The sequence below is a fragment of the Rossellomorea sedimentorum genome (assembly GCF_046237645.1).
Taxonomy (GTDB): domain Bacteria; phylum Bacillota; class Bacilli; order Bacillales; family Bacillaceae_B; genus Rossellomorea; species Rossellomorea sedimentorum.
Genome location: NZ_CP143546.1, coordinates 1,335,941 through 1,355,215, shown reverse-complemented (window position 1 = coordinate 1,355,215; position 19,275 = coordinate 1,335,941). Strand labels below are relative to the sequence as shown.

18 protein-coding genes are annotated in these 19,275 nt (G+C 41.5%); 7 read left to right on the top strand and 11 right to left on the bottom strand.

The window, feature by feature from the left end:
* Positions 1–12: 12 nt before the first annotated feature.
* Complete coding sequence (coxB, locus tag V1502_RS06615) at positions 13–1,092, bottom strand: cytochrome c oxidase subunit II (protein ID WP_409253576.1); 1,080 nt, start codon at positions 1,090–1,092, stop codon at positions 13–15.
* A 98-nt stretch (positions 1,093–1,190) separates the two neighbouring features.
* Positions 1,191–2,105: a heme o synthase gene (cyoE, locus tag V1502_RS06610; protein ID WP_409253575.1), complete on the bottom strand. Its 915-nt coding sequence runs from the start codon at positions 2,103–2,105 to the stop codon at positions 1,191–1,193.
* Between the two features lie 570 nt (positions 2,106–2,675).
* Here cyoE and V1502_RS06605 point away from each other — a divergent pair.
* Positions 2,676–3,581 carry a COX15/CtaA family protein gene (locus V1502_RS06605; protein WP_409253574.1) on the top strand — a complete coding sequence of 302 codons (906 nt, stop codon included), beginning with the start codon at positions 2,676–2,678 and terminating at the stop codon, positions 3,579–3,581.
* Between the two features lie 222 nt (positions 3,582–3,803).
* On the opposite strand, the gene pyc is transcribed toward V1502_RS06605, so the two are convergent.
* The 3 genes from pyc to V1502_RS06590 all read right to left on the bottom strand — a co-directional run bounded on the left by pyc (position 3,804) and on the right by V1502_RS06590 (position 9,043).
* Positions 3,804–7,244, bottom strand: coding sequence for a pyruvate carboxylase (gene pyc, locus V1502_RS06600; protein ID WP_409253573.1), 3,441 nt, complete (start codon positions 7,242–7,244; stop codon positions 3,804–3,806).
* 157 nt (positions 7,245–7,401) lie between these two features.
* The gene (locus V1502_RS06595; protein WP_409253572.1) at positions 7,402–8,619 is read right to left on the bottom strand and encodes an FtsW/RodA/SpoVE family cell cycle protein; all 1,218 of its coding nucleotides are present in this window, start codon (positions 8,617–8,619) and stop codon (positions 7,402–7,404) included.
* A gap of 142 nt (positions 8,620–8,761) precedes the next feature.
* Entirely contained in the window at positions 8,762–9,043 is a 282-nt protein-coding gene (locus V1502_RS06590) for a YlaN family protein (RefSeq protein WP_006836725.1), read from the bottom strand.
* 289 nt (positions 9,044–9,332) lie between these two features.
* On the opposite strand from V1502_RS06590, the gene V1502_RS06585 reads away from it, so the two are divergent.
* On the top strand, positions 9,333–9,521 hold the full coding sequence (locus V1502_RS06585) for a hypothetical protein (protein WP_409253571.1): 189 nt from the start codon (positions 9,333–9,335) through the stop codon (positions 9,519–9,521).
* 425 nt (positions 9,522–9,946) lie between these two features.
* On the opposite strand, the gene glsA is transcribed toward V1502_RS06585, so the two are convergent.
* Positions 9,947–10,873, bottom strand: a complete 927-nt coding sequence (glsA, locus tag V1502_RS06580; RefSeq protein ID WP_409253570.1) for a glutaminase A — start codon at positions 10,871–10,873, stop codon at positions 9,947–9,949.
* Between the two features lie 145 nt (positions 10,874–11,018).
* On the opposite strand from glsA, the gene V1502_RS06575 reads away from it, so the two are divergent.
* Positions 11,019–11,525: a peptidyl-prolyl cis-trans isomerase gene (locus tag V1502_RS06575; RefSeq protein ID WP_409253569.1), complete on the top strand. Its 507-nt coding sequence runs from the start codon at positions 11,019–11,021 to the stop codon at positions 11,523–11,525.
* A gap of 71 nt (positions 11,526–11,596) precedes the next feature.
* Here the strand turns inward: V1502_RS06575 and V1502_RS06570 are convergent, their stop codons facing one another.
* Entirely contained in the window at positions 11,597–12,925 is a 1,329-nt protein-coding gene (locus V1502_RS06570) for a PhoH family protein (RefSeq protein WP_409253568.1), read from the bottom strand.
* Positions 12,926–13,104: 179 nt separating this feature from the next.
* On the opposite strand from V1502_RS06570, the gene V1502_RS06565 reads away from it, so the two are divergent.
* Positions 13,105–13,728: a YhcN/YlaJ family sporulation lipoprotein gene (locus tag V1502_RS06565; RefSeq protein ID WP_409253567.1), complete on the top strand. Its 624-nt coding sequence runs from the start codon at positions 13,105–13,107 to the stop codon at positions 13,726–13,728.
* Positions 13,729–13,758: 30 nt separating this feature from the next.
* On the opposite strand, the gene V1502_RS06560 is transcribed toward V1502_RS06565, so the two are convergent.
* Positions 13,759–14,214, bottom strand: coding sequence for a pyridoxamine 5'-phosphate oxidase family protein (locus V1502_RS06560; protein ID WP_409253566.1), 456 nt, complete (start codon positions 14,212–14,214; stop codon positions 13,759–13,761).
* 483 nt (positions 14,215–14,697) lie between these two features.
* Here V1502_RS06560 and V1502_RS06555 point away from each other — a divergent pair, with 483 nt between their 5' ends.
* Both V1502_RS06555 and V1502_RS06550 read left to right on the top strand, forming a co-directional pair.
* Positions 14,698–14,898 (top strand): YlaI family protein, encoded by a 201-nt coding sequence (locus tag V1502_RS06555; protein ID WP_409253565.1) that lies wholly within the window; start codon positions 14,698–14,700, stop codon positions 14,896–14,898.
* On the top strand, positions 14,888–15,334 hold the full coding sequence (locus tag V1502_RS06550; protein ID WP_409253564.1) for a hypothetical protein: 447 nt from the start codon (positions 14,888–14,890) through the stop codon (positions 15,332–15,334). The genes V1502_RS06555 and V1502_RS06550 overlap by 11 nt, the downstream gene beginning before the upstream one ends.
* A 44-nt stretch (positions 15,335–15,378) precedes the next feature.
* On the opposite strand, the gene V1502_RS06545 is transcribed toward V1502_RS06550, so the two are convergent.
* Positions 15,379–15,687 (bottom strand): YlaH-like family protein, encoded by a 309-nt coding sequence (locus V1502_RS06545; protein WP_409253563.1) that lies wholly within the window; start codon positions 15,685–15,687, stop codon positions 15,379–15,381.
* 25 nt (positions 15,688–15,712) lie between these two features.
* Positions 15,713–17,557, bottom strand: coding sequence for a translational GTPase TypA (gene typA, locus V1502_RS06540; protein ID WP_409253562.1), 1,845 nt, complete (start codon positions 17,555–17,557; stop codon positions 15,713–15,715).
* Positions 17,558–18,002: 445 nt separating this feature from the next.
* Between typA and V1502_RS06535 the strand changes: the two genes are divergently transcribed.
* Positions 18,003–18,188 (top strand): YlaF family protein, encoded by a 186-nt coding sequence (locus V1502_RS06535; protein WP_409253561.1) that lies wholly within the window; start codon positions 18,003–18,005, stop codon positions 18,186–18,188.
* A gap of 175 nt (positions 18,189–18,363) precedes the next feature.
* Here V1502_RS06535 and V1502_RS06530 read toward each other — a convergent pair whose 3' ends face one another.
* Positions 18,364–19,170, bottom strand: coding sequence for an inositol monophosphatase family protein (locus tag V1502_RS06530; RefSeq protein WP_409253560.1), 807 nt, complete (start codon positions 19,168–19,170; stop codon positions 18,364–18,366).
* Positions 19,171–19,275: the final 105 nt, after the last annotated feature.

The following is a 19,275-nucleotide window of genomic DNA, read 5'->3' as shown; positions in this document are numbered from 1 at the left end:
TACTTTCCCCAATTAATCTTGTACTTTTAAGCCCATTAAATATTCTGCCAGGGCGTCTAATTGCTGCTCATCCAAATTGCCATAAGTGCCAGTCATTTTATTGCCCGGCTTATATTGCTCTGGATCTACCAGCCAATTTTTCAATTCTTCTTCATTATGTTCAAGAATTCCTGCTACACGAGAACGCTCACCAAAGTTGGCAAGATTAGGCGCAAGTCGTGCCTGTTCTGGTCTTTGGTCCTGACCGGAAACCGCGTGGCAGCTTAAACATTTTTGATTGAAAATTTCTTGTCCTTGTTGAGCCAATTCAGTTGTAGGAGCAGGCTCTTCTGTTTCCTGCATTGCTGTTACCCAGCTGTTGAAGTCATCTTGAGAGATTGCTTTTACCTTGAAATCCATCAAAGCATGAGATGGTCCGCAAAGCTCGGCACATTTTCCGTAGAAAAGGTTGCCCACTTCTTCAGCGGCTTCACTATCAAACTCAAGGAAGAATGTATTGACATTATCAACGTTTGTGTCGATCTTACCACCGACTGCAGGGATCCAGAAGGAGTGCTTGACATCAGAAGCAGTCACGTTGAAATATACTTTTCTGTCAGTCGGCACTACAAGATCTTGTGATGTGATAATTCCTTGATCTGGATATTCAAACTCCCACCAGTAAAGGTTGGCACGAACATTCACCACAAGTGCTTCTCGATTGCCTTCCGCATCTTTCTTCTCCATTGCATCTGTGTCAGCCAATTTAAACGTGGCCGAAACGGTCGGTACAGCCAGGATTAACAGAAGGATGATCGGAACAGTAGTCCAGATAACCTCCAGTGTATGGCTTCCTTCCACTTGCTTAGGAATCTTATTTTCGTCGCCTTTTTTACGACGGAAACGCACAATAGCAACAAAATAAACAATTGCAACTACTATAATTACGAGAACCATGATAGAAGTAGCCAGGATCATAAGATCATATTGCATTTGTGCCACTTCACCGGCTGGCTGTAATGTAGAAACAAATGGCTCTCCACAGCCGGAAAGAACGAGCGCCATCAGTGTAAAAACTGATAATAAACGCCATTTAGTTAGCCTTGCTTTCATAGCTTAATCAAACCCCTCTTTCATGTAATGTACTTTTGTTGAACAAGGACTGAAACTTATTTTATATGGATTTCCTATAGAAAGAATTCCCGAATTAATTAGATGACGGTCAGGATGACCATCGCTACAAAAAGGATAGTCAAGTAGTTTAAAGAATAAACAAACATCAGCCTTGCCCATTTCAAGTCATCTTTCATTTTATAACCTGAAAGAGCTAAAGCTAACCATCCAATATTGAATGCTGTTGCCAGGGTAAAGAATACCGGGCCAAGTTCCATCAGGAAAAATGGAATCGGAAGTAGTCCGGCAACCCATGCCACACTATGGTTCTTAGTGGCTGCAAAACCTTTCACGACTGGAAGCATAGGAATATTAGCCGCCCTGTATTCTTCGACGCGCTTCATGGCCAGAGCATAGAAATGCGGCGGCTGCCAAATGAAGACAATGGCAAATAATGCCCACGCAATAAGATCAAGGTTGGCATCCACTGCAGCCCAGCCGATCAGCGGCGGCACAGCACCTGAGATACTGCCCACAACCGTGTTGCTAACATGCTGTCTCTTAGACCACATTGTGTATAGGACGACATAACTGAAGATACCGATGATGCCTATAACCCCAGCCGTTACGGTAGTCATAAATAAAAGAACAGTTCCTATAGTAACCATCAGCAATCCAATCAGCAATGCTTTGCTGCCGGTAATCTTGCCCGTTACCGTAGGCCGTCCTTTGGTCCTCTCCATTAAATGGTCGATATCTCGATCAATATAGTTATTGATGCTGCAAGATCCACCCATGACAAGTGCTGACCCCGCTAAAGTGAGGAACATCGTGTGAAGTGAATCCAGGAAATGTGTATTAGTAAAATGAAAAGCTAACCACATACCTGTAAATGTTGTAATCAAATTGGAATTGACAATACCAATTTTAATAAGGGCTAAAAAGTCTTTCCATGCTGTAGTAACTGGAATATCTGCATTTTCCATATCTGCAATTACTCTGCTGTTAGACATCTTTCCCCCTCCTCTCTCTTAGATAACAGAGGTTTTCCCCACCTCTATACTATAAAGGAATTCCATATCCATTTCTATAAACAAGCAGGAATTTAATAGATTTCCTGTAATCGTACTGAAAAAAATGACCTGTCCAGCCTGTAAATTGTCTAAAATTTCAGCTGTCAATATTATATTAAACCACAGATTTTTTTCTTTTTGGTAAATAGAACGGAATGAAATATGGCGATATTGTGTCATCCAGCTTCCTTTCAAATTATAGAGTATTTCACAGAAACATCATACCATAAAAACAGGTTAAACGCTTACAGTCATTCGACATTTTTATTACAAACCTGCAATGCTGCCTGCTCTTAATCTAGTACATTCTGTATGGTTCCCCATTTTTCTCGTTTTTCTGTAACATTTTATCTGTTGTTTTTTAAGGGGTTATTCGGTATCATCTTAAAGGCGTACATTTTTTTAGAATACCTTTTCATTTAAATTGTACCCCATATTAATTTCTGCATTAATTTACGTTTTTTATAGTAATTAGAAGTTTGAAAGTTTATTTAAAAGTAGGTGAATAGATTGCATAAAGGGTTGAAATGGTTAAGCGTCATCACCACATTGGGCATGCTGTTTGTGCTTCTTGGCGGCGCACTTGTTACCAAAACCGACTCTGGCTTAGGGTGCGGACGGTCGTGGCCCCTTTGTAACGGGGAATTAGTTCCAAGCCAGATCACATTTGAGCTGGTGATAGAATTATCACACAGACTTGTTTCGGGCAGTGTGGGAATCCTGGTTCTCGTCCTCGCTGTCTGGTCATGGAAAGCCATCGGTTATAAAAGAGAAACAAAACTTCTTGCTGCTTTATCTTTTTTCTTCCTGGCAGCGCAGGCACTTATCGGAGCAGCAGCCGTTATTTGGGCTCAATCAGATTTCGTCCTGGCCCTTCATTTTGGTATATCGCTGATCTCCTTTGCAGCAGTATTGCTTTTGACACTTCTGATATTTGAAGTGGACAAAAAATTTGACGCTGACAAAGTTGTGATTGACCGCAAAATGAGATTCCACATCATCGGTATCACACTCTACAGTTACGTTGTCGTCTATACCGGCGCTTTAGTAAGACATACCAAATCAAGCTTGATTTGCAGAGACTGGCCATTATGTCTGAACGACAATCCTGCATGGCCGACAAATATGTATGAATGGATACAGATGGGGCATAGATTTGCCGCTGCCTTAATCTTCTTTTGGATAGCCTATGCAACTTTTGTGGCAGTAAAAAATTATAAGAATCAAAGAGTTCTTTACTGGGGCTGGATCATTGCCTTTATCCTTGTTACCTTACAGGCTACCACCGGGGCTCTGACGGTTCTCACAAGTCTGAATCTTTACGTGGCACTTGCCCACGCTTTGATCATATCTTGTTTATTTGGATTGCTATGTTATTTTATCCTGCTTGCCTCAAGAAGCAAACTGCGTAAATAGTACAAATGTAAAAAGGATGGGGAGTGTGCCCCATCCTTTTTTTGTTGAACGCTGTATTCAGTATCGATTGTTGCTTTCGGTATAAAGGCTTATCTAACTGAACAGGGTGATTAGCTCTTTTCTTTCTTGTTTACCAGGAAAACACATGTAAAATATGGCCACTTCTCTTGAACTTCGCCGTTAATAGCAACAGAGTTATAGAAAAGAGTTTTGTTGAGTTACTTAAATTCGGTCCAGTTCAATCAATAGGTCACCAGGTGCAATGGCATCTCCGCTCTTAACATGGATGTCTTTGATGGTTCCCGTGAATGGAGCCTGCACAGTAGTCTCCATTTTCATAGCCTCATTGATAAGGAGATGATCCCCCTGGCTCACTTTCTCGCCCTTTTCTACAATCACTTTAAGTACCGTTCCCGGCATCGTGGCACCTATATGACTTTCATTTTTCGGGTTTGCTTTCGGTTTTAGCGCAACCGCAGCCTTGATACTTTCATCCTTAATGACTACTTCACGCGCCTGTCCATTAAGCTCGAAATAGACAATTCTTGTCCCATCTGCCTGCGGTTCTCCAATTGAAATCAATTTTACAATTAACGTCTTACCTGTCTCAATCTCAACCTCTACCTCTTCTCCGAGCCTCATGCCATACAGGAAAGTTGGAGTATCTAATACCGAAATGTCGCCAAATGCATCCACAACCTGGTTGTATTCCATAAAGACTTTCGGATACAGCGCATAGGCTATCGCATCGAAACTTGTTACCTGTCGGTCAAGGTCTTTGAACAGTTGCTCTTTCAGTTTGTCAAAATCAACATCATCAAGAAGCTCACCAGGTCTGACCGTAATTGGCTCTTTCCCTTTCAAAATGACCCTTTGAAGGTTTTCTGGGAATCCTCCATAAGGCTGACCCAAGTATCCTTCAAACAACTCGATGACAGAATCAGGAAAATCAATCTTCTCCCCGCGCTCCAGGACATCACTTTCTGACAAATCATTCTGAACCATGAATAACGCCATGTCACCCACCACTTTTGAAGACGGAGTTACTTTGACGATGTCACCAAACAAGTGATTAACCCTGGAATACATTTCTTTCACTTCTTCCCAACGGTCGCCAAGTCCGACAGCTTTTGCCTGCTGCTTAAGATTGCTGTACTGTCCGCCAGGCATCTCATGCTGATAAACCTCTGTATGCGAAGACATCATGCCGCTCTCAAAATCGTTATAATATTTTCTAACATCTTCCCAATAGTGCGAGAGCTTTTCCAACGAATTAACGTCTACCTGTGGTTCTCTCTCTGTACCTTTTACTGCATAGTATAGGGTATTCGCACTTGGCTGTGATGTCAAACCGGACATTGACCCTAATGCAGTATCAACGATATCCACTCCCGCTTCGATCGCTTTAGCGTACGTATAGATACCATTACCACTTGTATCATGGCTGTGCAAGTGAATCGGAAGGTCAACTGTGTCTTTCAGTTCAGAAATCAACCGGTACGCAGCCTGCGGTTTCAACAAGCCGGCCATGTCTTTGATGGCAAGGATATGAGCCCCCTGTGCCTCAAGTTCTTTAGCGAGCTTTTTATAATACTGAACATCGTACTTCTGTCTTGATGGGTCCAGAATATCACCTGTATAGCAAATTGCTGCTTCAGCAATCTTGCCATTCTGCCTTACAGCGTCAATGGCTGTTTCCATCCCCTGAACCCAGTTGAGGCTGTCAAATATTCTGAACACATCAATTCCGGAAAACGATGACTTTTCAACAAATTCCCTGATAACATTGTCAGGATAATTTTTATACCCTACGGCATTTGAAGCCCTGAGCAGCATTTGGAACAGCACATTCGGAATTTTTTCCCGCATTTTAATCAGTCTGTCCCATGGATCTTCTTTCAGGAATCGGTACGCGACATCAAAGGTTGCCCCGCCCCACATTTCAAATGAAAACAGATCAGGCATCAACCGGGCTGATGGGTCTGATATCGCTTGCAAGTCATGTGTTCTGACTCTCGTGGCAAGCAAGGATTGATGGGCATCCCTGAATGTAGTGTCTGTCAGCAAAACATTTTTCTGATCTTTTACCCAATTAACCAATCCTTCAGGACCCTGTTGATCAAGGATTTGTTTTGTCCCATCTTTCAGTTCCGGCAAGTCTTTGGCTTTAGGGATTCTCGGCTTGTCAAACACCGGTTTCTTTTTCTTTTCTATTCCCGGGAAACCATTAACCGTTACGTTCCCGATATAAGACAGCATCTTTGTGCCGCGGTCTTTCCGTTTTGGGAAAATAAAGAGCTGTGGTGTGGTGTCTATGAAGGACGTATCATATTGTCCTGTCAAAAATTGTTCATGTTTAATGACATTTTCAAGGAATGGTATGTTAGTCTTGATTCCTCTTATTCGGAACTCTTGAAGGTTACGGACCATCTTCGAAGCCGCCTGGTCAAAGGACAATGCCCATGTAGAGACCTTCACAAGCAGTGAATCATAGAAAGGAGTAATGACTGCCCCTTGGTAACCATTCCCAGCATCAAGCCTCACACCAAAACCGCCGCCTGAACGATAGGCCATGATTTTTCCGGTATCAGGCATAAAATTATTTAAAGGATCCTCGGTTGTTACCCGTGATTGAATAGCATATCCATGGATTGTGATTTGTTCTTGTGAAGGAATTCCGATTTTGCTGCCGTGTAACTCATTACCTTCTGCTATCATGATCTGAGACTGCACAATATCAATCCCTGTAATCATTTCAGTAATGGTATGCTCAACTTGTACCCTTGGATTGACTTCGATGAAATAGAATCGGTTATCCGCCACAAGGAATTCAACGGTTCCTGCATTTACATAATCTACATTTTTCATCAGCTTGACTGCTGCGTTACAGATATCGTCCCTAAGCTTTTCGTCAAGAGATACACATGGTGCCACTTCGACAACCTTTTGATGTCTGCGCTGTACCGAGCAGTCCCTCTCAAACAGATGGACGATATTTCCCTGTTCATCTCCTAAGATCTGAACCTCAATATGCTTTGGATTCTCTACAAATTTCTCTACATAAACTTCATCATTTCCGAAAGCAGCCTTTGCTTCCGACTTGGCTCTTTCATAGGACTCTTTCACCTGGTCAGGACCACGGACAATCCTCATTCCTCTACCGCCGCCTCCAAGTGAAGCTTTAATGATAATTGGGTATCCATTGTTCTTTCCGAATTGGACTACTTCATCAAGGCCTGTTACAGGACCGTCACTTCCCGGAATGACTGGAATATCAGCCAATTGAGCCTGATGCCTTGCTTTTACCTTATCCCCAAACATATTAAGGTGCTTTGAATGAGGGCCAATAAAGGTAATGCCTTCCTCTTCACATCTTCTTGCAAAATTTATATTTTCAGATAAGAAGCCATATCCGGGGTGGATAGCATCTACCTCTGCTTTTTTTGCGATTGCGATGATTCCCTCAATATCAAGATAGGCATCAATCGGTTTTTTACCTTCTCCTACCAGGTAGGCTTCGTCCGCTTTATAGCGGTGATAGGCACCCGAATCCTCTTTAGAATAAACCGCTACTGTCCTTAAATTTAATTCTGTACATGCACGGAAGACGCGAATTGCGATTTCTCCGCGGTTTGCCACTAATACTTTGTTAAATTTCTTCAAATTCTCTCTCTCCTTTAAGCAGTTATCATGTTTGTTATGTATATTTTTTTGCAGATGTTGAAAAACCAAGTCGGAAAGTTTCAATTTTTCAAACAAATCCACTTATATAGAAGGGCTGATTTCTAGAGACAATCCTAAATATCAGCCCGAATTCCTTTTACTGATGGATACTGTAAACATTTTTAACTTCACTGCTGTCAACAACAGGCTTATCTTTCTGGGTTCTATATTTTTCCTCATACTTTACAAACATTGATACGTTGACCAAGACCCCCATTGAAAGGGACAGGACAAGCAAAGAGGAGCCCCCGTAGCTGACAAAAGGAAGCGGAACCCCTGTAATTGGAATCACACCAGACACTCCTCCCAGGTTAATAAACGCCTGAAGGCCTATCATGCTGGAAATACCGATGGCCAGCATGGTCCCAAACGGATCCCTGCTTTTCACTCCTGTATAGATTCCTCGTAATACGATGTAGGCGAGACCCACAATGACAAAAGCCACGCCAAACAGCCCTAGCTCTTCCACAATGATGGCCATGATGAAATCGGTATGTGATTCCGGCAGATATCCGAGTTTCTGGATGCCTTGGCCGAGGCCGAGCCCCTTGATCCCTCCGGCACCTATAGCCAAGTATGAATTGACAAGCTGATAGCCTTCCCCCTGGGCATACTTGAATGGATCAAGGTATGCATGAATCCTGCCCACTCTTTCATCTGTGAAAATATAGTTCCTTCCCAGATAGATAAATGGTGACAGGACAAGCATGAGAACAGCACCCACAACTCCCAGTTTAAAAAACATCTTGAAACTGATGCCCGAACAGAGAATCACAAAACAACCAATCGCAAATATTATACCTGCCGTTCCGTAATCCGGTTCGAGGAACACCAAGAAACAAATAAAGCCAAACAGCAGCAAAGGAGGCATTACACCAACATTCAGTTGATCTATGTAATCCTGCTTTTTTGCATAAACAGCTGCCAAGTAAATGATCACTGTCAGCTTCGCAAATTCGGAAGGTTGAATCTGCATGAAACCGACATCGAGCCAGCTTTGTGCCCCATTGACTTCATCGCCGACAAAATGGACAGCAAGCAGAAGTCCAATCGTACCGAACAGCACTAATTTTAATGGAAGCTTAAATCTAGTAAACGCTTTGTACGGGAAGGCAGCAGCAAATAAAAAAGCCCCAAAACCAATAAAAATATTAAATAGCTGTTTTTGATAGAAGTGATCACTGCTTAATTCATAGTATTCAACAGCCGTTACCATGCTTGCGCTATAAATCATTATCAACCCAAAGAAAACCAAAAACGCATAAACAGCTATCAAGGAGTAGTCGTACGATTTTAATATTTTTTTTATAAGCATAATCTCTTCCTATCCCTTTTTTAAAAATATTCTACTAAAATACTAAAAATCCTGCTTAAATTTACAAATAGAATGGCATTTGATGGGTCTAGTAAAAAAACTCAAACAGTCAATTGCTTTTTGTTTGAGTTTCAATAAGTATTTATTTTTTGGTCGAAGCCTCATGCAGAGCAGAAAGCTCTCTCTCTAAAGAATCCATAAGGGTCTTTCCATCCACTTCATCCACTAGTCCCAGACGGACAGCAAATTCTATTTCACGGGATAATCCGAACATTTGAGTATCCAACACTTCCTCATACAAAGGACATTGGGGCATCGTTAAATTATCCATCTGTACTTTGATAAGTTTTAAAATTTTCTCTGCGTCAGCCTTCAGCAGCTGATAGGCTTTTTCACGATGGTCGATTTTCATCTCAGACGCCATAATGATCCCCCCATTCCGTACAAATAGCGATTCTCTTATCTTAAAATTTTATCGTTAAATGGAGGAAAATGCAAGGGGAAAACTAAAGCGGAAGCGGCCGGTTAGCGCCGTACGGATTGAAGGGCTCTCGCATGAGATAAAGGAATCACGAAGAGCGGAGCGAGTTGTTGATGTTCATTTCCCAATGTATTAGAGTGCACGTTGTGTTGAAGAACTTTTTTTAGACAGAAAAAATCCAGAACCCGATTTTTTCAGAAACAACTTTAAAAATATTGAGGAAATGAACTTGATGACTTATCGCAAGGAGAGAGACCGCAATCCGCTAGGCGTTGGCCGCTGGAGCTGGATGAAAAGAAAAGTGAAGGTGCCCCGCTCAGCGGCGTACGGACTGTACCATACCCGCATTGAGATAAAGGAATCACGTCGAACGATAAGAGACGATGATGTTCATTTCCCAATGTATCAGAGTTCCCGTTGAGTCGAAGCACTTGTTATGACAGAAAAAATCCAGCACCCGATTTTTTCAGAAACAACTACGAAAATATTGAGGAAATGAACTTGATGACTTATCGCAGAGGAGGGGGCGGGCAGTACACTAGCCGATGGGGCACCGCAACTGGACAATTCTAAAGCGTAAGCGGCCGGTCTGCGCCGTACGGATTGGGGGCTTGAGGGATTTTAATATCCACTGTACATGAATCACTTTCAATGGCCTTTTTTTGTTTTCTCGGTCTTTAGGGCCTCTCTATAGATCTTTTGTTTTTTCCCTTTCTCTTTTATCAGCCTTTAGACACTCTCTATAGGTCTTCTTTTTTCTTTTATCGTCCTTTAAACTATGAAAAAGCCCACTACCTAATAATCACACGACTAGTAGTATGACTCCTCACCATGACTCACCAATAATCAAAATATACTCCATTTATATTCAGAGCCCATCAACTCGAGAAGTTTCAGGCCCGCTATGCTGTTTCCTGTATCGTCTAAAGAGGGACCGAATATTCCGATACCGCATTTACGGGGGACGGAACCCATAATCCCTCCAGAAACTCCGCTTTTCGCAGGTATTCCGACTTTTATGGCAAACTCACCGGATGAATTGTACATTCCACAAGTAACCATGAATGTCTTGCAAATACGGGCGACATCCCTTGTAATCAATTGGTTTCCTGTCACGGGATCAACTCCGTCATTTGCGAAGACCGCTCCTATTTTTGCGAGGTCCTGGCAGTTCATTTCAATTGCGCATTGTTTTGTGTAGACATAAATCAAATGTTCAATATCTCCCTTTATGATCCCGTGCTGTTTCATAAAGTATCCTAGTGAGCGATTTAGGAAGGCGGTGTTGAATTCTGATTCAGCGACTTCTGAATTATAAGTTACTTCATGATCACCAGTTAACTCCCTGACAAAAGCCAGTAACCTTTCCCACTTCTCCTCATTTGTCGCCCCTTTTATCATGTCTGTCACGGCTAGCGCTCCAGCATTGATCATGGGGTTTAACGGTTTGGAGACTCTATTTGTTTCAAGTTTGACAATTGAGTTGAAGGGGTCTCCCGTCGGTTCCATCCCCACTTTTGAAAATACCTCTTCTTCCCCATTATCCATTAATACCAGTGCCAGTGTAATTACCTTTGATATACTTTGCAGAGTAAATTTTTCAAGGTAGTCTCCTGCATAGAAAAACTCACCATTTAAAAAACACACCGAGACTGAAAGATTATCTTTATTCTCTTTTTTCAGAGCAGGTATGTAATCTACGAGCTTTCCCTCAGCAGAAATAGGCCTCGCTTCATTGACCATGTTTGCAAGAATTTTATTATCTATATTCATTCCAACCTCTCCTGTCGTTTCACTATTTGTTTCTATATCTTTTTCCCAACTATCCGGCCTGTTACTCATTTGGTGAATCGACAAAGTGTGAAAGCGGTGTATTTTCTGATATACTTAACCTATTACATAGATGGAGGGAACTTAGATGGATGCAACAATCATACCTTTAACAGGCAGGGTGAAATATAAGATAACATTAGATCCGGGTGTCTGGATTTTTGACGACCGAAAAGTCGATTTAAATACATATTTTGTAGACGAGATAAAAGCGGAAAATGAATTAGACGCATATACAAAGAACATGTCTAAAAACTGGACAAGGGAAATACAAGAGGGGGCGACTTCCCCTCCAACCTTGAAAACGGAAAAAAAGTATGAAAAGGAAAAGATACTGAACGGAACTTTCGGTATTCCGTTAATTCCCTTCCTGAATAATGCTGAACCGGAAGACGGTGCTGACACGCTTGTCATTATGAGCGGTGATCACAGTGAAGAGCTTACCCTTCCTTTATCTAAAGCCGATGAACTTTTGCTTGGCTTTTCAAAGGACGGAAAGCCATTAAAAGAAGATGGACCTGTGCATGTGTACTTCAAGGATGGCTCCAACTTGGAAAATCCTATCAAGAACGTAAGAGGAATTACAATAAAATAAACACTCAAAAAAAACGATCCAGCCGGCACAGCTGAATCGTTTTTTTCATATGTTGTTAATGTGTTTTTTAATTACAATATATCAGCTGCGAGCTGCGCTAAGCCGGACCTTTCCCCTTTCATTAATTTGATGTGCCCTGCGACCGGGTGGTCCTTAAATTTTTCAACTACATAGGTCAATCCGTTATTATATTCATCAAGGTAAGGGTGATCAATCTGTCCCGGGTCTCCCATGAGAACGATTTTACTTTTTTCTCCCACCCTCGTCAGTATTGTTTTAACCTCGTGCTTGGTGAGGTTTTGCGCTTCATCAATGATGATGAATTGTTCAGGGATGCTTCTTCCACGGATATAGGTGAGTGCTTCCACTTCGATTGAGCCCATTCCGGCCAGGATATCATCCAACTCACCAGGTTTTTTGGTATTAAAAAGGTACTCAAGATTGTCAAAAATCGGCTGCATCCAAGGGCGTAACTTTTCCTGCTTTTCTCCAGGAAGGAACCCTATATCTTTTCCTACTGGGACTATCGGTCTTGCCACCAAAAGCTTCTTATATGCCTGAAGATCCTCTGTCTGAAGAAGACCGGCCGCTAGTGCCAGCAGCGTCTTTCCTGTCCCTGCCTTCCCCACCATTGTAATCAGGGGTATATCTTCCCTGAGCAGCAATTCCATTGCCATTGTCTGCTGAACATTTCTAGGTTTGATTCCCCAAATATGGTCCTGATCATAAATGAATTTTCTCACAAATTTACCCGTGATATCGATAATGCCTACTGCTGAAGCTGAACTCCCCATTGAATCCTTCATCAAAAGGAATTGATGAGAATAAAATGGGTGCTGAGTAATATCTGCTAACGGTATCTCGCCCTTTTCGTAAAACTTATCCAGCAGATCTTTAGGAATATATATCTCTATAAAGCCGCTGTAGATGTCACTTACATCCACCACCCTGTCACTCAGGAAATCTTCCGCCTGCAGCCCAAGTGCATCCGCCTTGACGCGGACAAGTGTATCCTTGCTGACCAATATAACCTGCCGGCCGTCTTCTTTTGTCTCTTCTTCCAGAGAAAGGTTTTTAGCTACCGCCAATATGCGGTTATCATTCGTCTTTTCAACAAAAATTTCCTGCAATTGATGAAAAGAGCGGTGATTCAACTCTATTCGCAGTGACCCGCCATTGTACAGCGGAATACTTTCATGGAGCTTTCCTTGTTGCCTTAAGCTATCAATTAGTTTTGATACATGCCTTGCATTACGGCCAATTTCATCCATATAGCGTTTTTTGCTGTCGACTTCTTCTAATACTACTGCGGGAATGACAACTTCATTATCTTGAAAGGAAAAAATCGCCTGCGGGTCTTGCAACAAGACATTAGTATCCAGTACATAAATTTTTTTCAAATCGATGCCTCCTGCTCCTCTATTCTTATACTATTGTATGTAGACCCTCTTCATCAGGTTATTACTTAAGGGTCCACTTAAATAGGACGGCCCGTTGCTAAAATATATGAACCAAGGAATAAATATAGAAGAAGTTTACACAATAAGAAATACAGATATAATAATTCGGAGGTTGCATAATGAAAAAATTGATTGCTTTGCTTCTGCTGGGTGCCTTTTTAACAGGGTGTAACCAGCAGAACAACCAAACCGCTTACGATAATCGAGATAATGGAAACAATCCCAGACCTATCAATGTAGAAAACAGTAATATTCAGCATCAGGACAATGAAACAAGCCAGGAAGTTTCAAGAAATCTTGTCAGGATCGCCACAGCAGTGCCTGATGTTGAGGATGCAACGGCTATTGTTCTGGGAAGATACGCCTTTGTTGGGATAGATGTTGATTCTGCAGTCGAAAGATCGGAAGTCGGCACCATAAAATATTCAGTGGCAGAAGCTTTAAAAGATGACCCGCATGGTGCCCAGGCAATGATTGTTGCTGATCCTGACCTTTATGCACGTCTGCAGGAAGTTGGCGAAGACATTGAAAATGGAAGACCTGTCCAAGGTATCCTGAATGAACTTTCAGATATTGCCGGACGCCTTATGCCGGAACTCCCTAAAAATACTCAACAATTGAATCCGGATGAAGCCCCGAAAGAATCAAAAAACAAGGCAGACAAGGAAGAAGAAAACCAGCTTGAAAAAGAACAGCAAGACCAGTCAAATAACCACATGAATCGTAATAATAACAATCAATAAAAACAGAAAGAAGCCATGGAAAAGCTTATATCAAGCTTTCTTCATGGCTTCTATTACTTGCCGGTCCAGCCGGTCGGCAGCTTCTTTATCATATGTCTTCTCATATTGAGGCTCTACAGAAATCCTGGAACCATAAAACATGACATCTCTCACTTCACTTATGGAGAGAGATACAAGGGACAGGTTGATCGGTACATCTTTGAGCCTTTCTGACTTCAGTAGTGCATTTCCACAAATTGAATAGGAGGATTCATTTGCTATAATGTTCAGCACAATAAGAGGATTTGTCTGGATGTTCTTCACAATTCTTGAACGACTGTCCACGGCAAAGAGAATCCTCTCTTCATGTTCCGCATAAACCCAGGAAATAGCGCTTACGTTGGGACCGCCTGTTTCGTAATCAACGGTAGACACTGTAATAAACCTCTCTCGCTGAAGCTCTTCAAATAGAACAGGAATCAATCTCGTTTCAACTCGATTGGCCAATGATCATCCCTCCTTTTTTCACTTATATTATACATCAGCTAAAACTAGAATAGAAAATAATTCCTGATTACAGAAAAAATAATTACTGGTTTGATTCGATAGCTTGGTTTTGCAATCGGTATTGGGGTTTAATTGCTCACTTTGCTTAAGAATAGACCATCTTCTCATCTGCTCTCAAAAAATTGGTCATTTCCGCTCATGATTTGACCCGTTTTTTTCCATGTCACACATTAATTTGGTCAATCCTATTTTAGAATAGACCAAGACTCAAATAACACAACAGTTTGCTCCATACCCTTTAAGGACAGGCCATGTTCCTAAGAAGCCAGTAAAACATGGTCCAATCCCGTTACTCAAATTGAAAGAAGTCTCGCAAAAAACCAGCAAACTATATAAAAGGACCATCAAAAAGAAGAAATACAGTTTACTCCATGATATACTAAGAACAAAATATATACGCATCAAGACATGGAGGTGTCAAATATGAGAGTGAAATGCACTCTATGTGATGTGATTGAGTCCATTGATGATGAATCTTTAGTTGCAAAGCGCTTAAGGAACAGGCCAATCCATACTTATATGTGTGAAAAGTGCCAGGACAGAATCACCAAGAGAACAAAAGAACGGGCAGATACGGGAAATTTCCGCCTCTACCGCTCTGTTAAATCAAGAAATGACTTCTGATATTATTATTAAAGGAAGCCTGATTGGCTTCATTTCCGGAATGATTTTAGGAGTATTCCTTAAAACGATCCAGGTAATAACCAAGCTGAAAGTGTATACACTGCTGTTGAATATAGATTTCATTCCCATGATCGGGAACGTCAACTGGCCGGAATTGATTGAATTCCTTTTCCACATAGTCGTATCTGTGATTTTGGGAATCGTCTTTTATTATCTTGCTTCAAGTTATCACTTTGGATATAAGAAGCGGTTCATTTTTGCTGCTGGATTAACACTTCCCGCTTTATTATTGTATTTCCCCTTGTCAGTCATGGCCCAACAAGAAGTTCCGGCAGTAGATGACTGGGCTGCTTTATTTTATTGGAGTACAGGCCACCTAGTATATGCACTGTCACTTGTTTACTTATATCCTGTATTTAAAAATAACAATATCTAAACACTGAAAAAAGCAGAGGCGGCAGCCTCTGCTTTTTGTTTATGCTATGAACTTACTTCTTCTTTTTTATGGCTGCGCAATCTGACTTTATAGATGATTAAAATCAGTGCGGCAACCACAAGCCCTTCCGCTACGGGAAGGAAGATTCCTAAGAAGGATAATACAGTCGATCCAGCCGCCAGGAAAAAATAAATTACGGCTGACTTTAATAGCGGCAATTTTTTTGCAAACCCCAACTTATACACAAGAACTGATAATGCGATAATCGTAATGTATAAAAGCCACATACCGAGTGCAGGGTTTTCCTCCACCCGGTAGAGGGATGCGAAAAAGGATAAACGTTCTGTTACCATTCCTGATCACTCCTAATAGTGAATATTAGTTAGTTTCAGCTACCTTTTTCTTTTTAGTGACTCTTTCACGTTCATTTTTATCAAGAATCTTTTTACGAAGACGGATGGATTCCGGTGTCACTTCACAGTACTCATCATCATTTAGATATTCCAATGATTCTTCAAGTGTCATGATGCGGGCTTTCTTGATCGTTACCGTCTGATCTTTATTCGCTGAGCGAACGTTGGTCGCCTGTTTTGTTTTTGTAATATTAACTGTAATGTCATTCTCACGAGTATGCTCTCCTACAATCATACCGGCATAGATTTCTGTACCAGGCTCTACAAAGATTGTTCCGCGATCTTCTACGTTCATAATTCCATATTGAGAAGATTTACCTGTTTCCATAGAAACGATAACACCTTGTCTGCGGCCGCCGACTTGACCTTTTTGCATAGGCTGATAGCTGTCGAACGTATGATTGATGATTCCATAACCACGAGTTAAAGTCATGAATTCTGTTGAGTAACCGATCAATCCGCGGGCAGGCACCATAAAGATCAACCTTACTTGGCCGCTTCCATTGTTAATCATGTCAAGCATTTCGCCTTTACGTGTTCCCATGGATTCAATGATGCTTCCTGTATACTCTTCAGGTACATCGATTTGAACGCGTTCAACCGGCTCACATTTCACTCCGTCAATTTCACGAACGATAACTTCCGGTTTTGAAACTTGAAGCTCAAATCCTTCACGACGCATGTTTTCAATCAAGATGGAAAGGTGAAGCTCACCACGGCCGGAAACTGTCCAGGCATCAGGCGATTCAGTGTTTTCAACACGAAGGCTGACATCCGTTTGCAGCTGTGCAAGCAATCTTTCTTCGATTTTTCTGGAAGTAACATACTTACCTTCACGGCCAGCGAAAGGACTGTTATTAACCAGGAATGTCATTTGAAGTGTAGGTTCGTCAATTCGAAGCACTGGAAGTTGATCCTGATGATCGATAGGACATACTGTTTCACCAACATTGATATCTTCCATTCCGGATACAGCAATTAAATCACCGGCGTGAGCTTCTTGAATTTCAACGCGCTTCAAGCCCATGAATCCGAAAATTTTCGTGACACGGAAGTTCTTCACAGTACCATCAATTTTCATCAGTGCTACTTGCTGTCCAACCGTCATAGTTCCTCTGAAAACACGTCCGATACCGATACGTCCAACGTAATCGTTATAGTCAAGAAGTGCTACCTGGAATTGAAGCGGCTCTTCACGATTATCGATTGGCGCAGGGATATGCTCAATGATTGATTCATATAAGCATTGCATGTTTTCGTCCTGGTTTGCAGGGTCTGGATCTTCGCTTGCTGTACCGTTAATGGCTGAAGCGTACACAACCGGGAATTCAAGTTGATCTTCATTAGCATCAAGCTCAATGAAAAGCTCAAGAACTTCATCGATTACTTCTTCAGGACGGGCTGAATCTTTATCAATTTTATTCACGACCACGATCGGCGTTAAGTTTTGCTCCAAGGCTTTCTTAAGAACGAATCGAGTCTGAGGCATACAACCCTCGTATGCATCAACAACAAGCAGAACACCATCAACCATCTTCATGATACGCTCAACTTCACCGCCAAAGTCAGCATGTCCTGGTGTATCAAGGATATTGATTCTTGTATCTTTATATTGAATGGCTGTATTTTTAGCTAAAATTGTGATTCCTCGTTCTCTTTCAAGGTCATTGGAATCCATGGCACGTTCCTCGACATGTTCATTCGTACGGAAGATACCTGATTGTTTTAACAACTCGTCGACTAATGTAGTTTTACCATGGTCAACGTGGGCAATAATCGCGATATTTCTTAGATCATTTCGTTTATTCAATGTATTCACTCCTGATTTGTGTTCATCTTAATTTATGATAACAGACATTATGAACTGCCTTCATGTGTTCCTTCATAAAATTCAGCCATAAGCGGCCCTTTTTCTTGCAACTAAGACATTATATCACAGCATTCTAAAAAGCAGAAACTTATTCTTGTAAATATTGTTACAGCGGTGTTTCTTTCACACCTTTACCTATATTGAAAGTCTTGTTATTACTGAATCCCGTATAGTTTTAGGTTTGTTGTTTCTTCAATAAATTACCATACCAATTTTCTATCTTCTCGTCTAACTCCCTAGGATACTTTTAATAAGTAGCCTTAACCAGAGAACCCTAAATCTCCTACTTCTGCAACCACTATGAATAAAGCTTGTGATCCTTGCTTTTCATTGATACTATTTTAAGTAGGAATTCTGTGACTTTTCATCAAAGGAGAAGTGAAACGTGAAAAATATTAAATGGATTTTTGTAATGTATGCTGTTCTGGCAGCTGTCTGCATAATGGGAATTGGAATCGCTATCAGTGAAAAAAGCTTATTATTCGCTGTTTTAGCTGTCGCTGCATGGGTATTTGTGATGGGCTATGGATTCAAGGCAAAGAAGAAGTATCGTGAAGAAGGAAAGCTGTAAAGCAGAGTCAGAAGGTCTTACCGGAAATAAGCCATTTGTACTTCCTCCTTCAGGGGGTCTTAAGAATAAAAGCTTCATAGCCAATTGCACGAAAACTGTGCACTGGAGCCAGACGAAAATATAAATCCCCTGATCAATTAAAAGAGCTGACCTGGATGGTCAGCTCTTTTTTCCTTTATTTATTTAATTTTACATCCTTTAAATAAGTATTTAAGATATTTCCGTGCAGGCCTGGCTTACAGGAGAAAACAGAACTCTTTTTAAGCATATTGAGCTCATTGCCGTCAAGGCTGGTCACAACGCCTCCCACTTCTTCAATAAGAATCTTTCCTGCTGCGAAATCCCAAGGAGCGAGCCTCATTGTCATATAACCATCAATTCTTCCGGAAGCAACATAGGCCATCTCCATGGCGGCAGACCCATAGGACCTTGTCCCTCTTACATCCCTCACAAGCGGTCCAAGTACGTCTCTGTCTATACGATTATTGTCGGTAACCCAAAGTGCATTCACCCCGATGATGGAGTCCCTGATCTCCACCTCTTTCAGCGGCTGAAGCTCCAGGTCATTCATATAAGCTCCATGACCTTTATGAGCATGATAAAGTTCATCATGTACAACATCGTAAATATATCCGAGTACCCCTTCCCCATCTTGATAGATTCCTATCGAGATGGCAAAATTCCTCTGTTGATGAACAAAATTCATCGTTCCATCAATTGGATCGATAATCCAAATCGTTCCCTTCATGTCTTTCAAATCGTCTCCATATCCTTCTTCTCCCAGGATCTGATGGTCAGGGAAATTGCTGCGGATCCTTTCAATGAAGAACTGTTCGGTTTCCTGATCCACGTTTGTAACAAGATCATTACGGTTGGATTTGGTTTGTATATTGAGCTGCATTTTAAAAGACTGCCTGATTCTTTCGCCAGCTTCTTTAATCCAGTGTTTGACATATGTATCGATTTCCTGCCAGTTAGACATTTGAATGTCCCCCAATTCTGTTCTGTTTATGATGTAAATCCATTAATGAATTACGGTAAATCCATCCGGGTGGCGGTATCCGGAATGAAACGAAGAGTGCCCTAT

Coding starts and splice junctions, on each gene's coding strand:
- coxB (WP_409253576.1), bottom strand. CDS start 1,092: ATGAAAGCAAGGCTAACTAAATGGCGTTTATTATCAGTTTTTACACTG.
- cyoE (WP_409253575.1), bottom strand. CDS start 2,105: ATGTCTAACAGCAGAGTAATTGCAGATATGGAAAATGCAGATATTCCA.
- V1502_RS06595 (WP_409253572.1), bottom strand. CDS start 8,619: ATGCTTATAAAAAAAATATTAAAATCGTACGACTACTCCTTGATAGCT.
- V1502_RS06590 (WP_006836725.1), bottom strand. CDS start 9,043: ATGGCGTCTGAGATGAAAATCGACCATCGTGAAAAAGCCTATCAGCTG.
- V1502_RS06585 (WP_409253571.1), top strand. CDS start 9,333: ATGACTTATCGCAAGGAGAGAGACCGCAATCCGCTAGGCGTTGGCCGC.
- glsA (WP_409253570.1), bottom strand. CDS start 10,873: ATGAATATAGATAATAAAATTCTTGCAAACATGGTCAATGAAGCGAGG.
- V1502_RS06575 (WP_409253569.1), top strand. CDS start 11,019: ATGGATGCAACAATCATACCTTTAACAGGCAGGGTGAAATATAAGATA.
- V1502_RS06565 (WP_409253567.1), top strand. CDS start 13,105: ATGAAAAAATTGATTGCTTTGCTTCTGCTGGGTGCCTTTTTAACAGGG.
- V1502_RS06555 (WP_409253565.1), top strand. CDS start 14,698: ATGAGAGTGAAATGCACTCTATGTGATGTGATTGAGTCCATTGATGAT.
- V1502_RS06550 (WP_409253564.1), top strand. CDS start 14,888: ATGACTTCTGATATTATTATTAAAGGAAGCCTGATTGGCTTCATTTCC.
- V1502_RS06545 (WP_409253563.1), bottom strand. CDS start 15,687: ATGGTAACAGAACGTTTATCCTTTTTCGCATCCCTCTACCGGGTGGAG.
- V1502_RS06530 (WP_409253560.1), bottom strand. CDS start 19,170: ATGTCTAACTGGCAGGAAATCGATACATATGTCAAACACTGGATTAAA.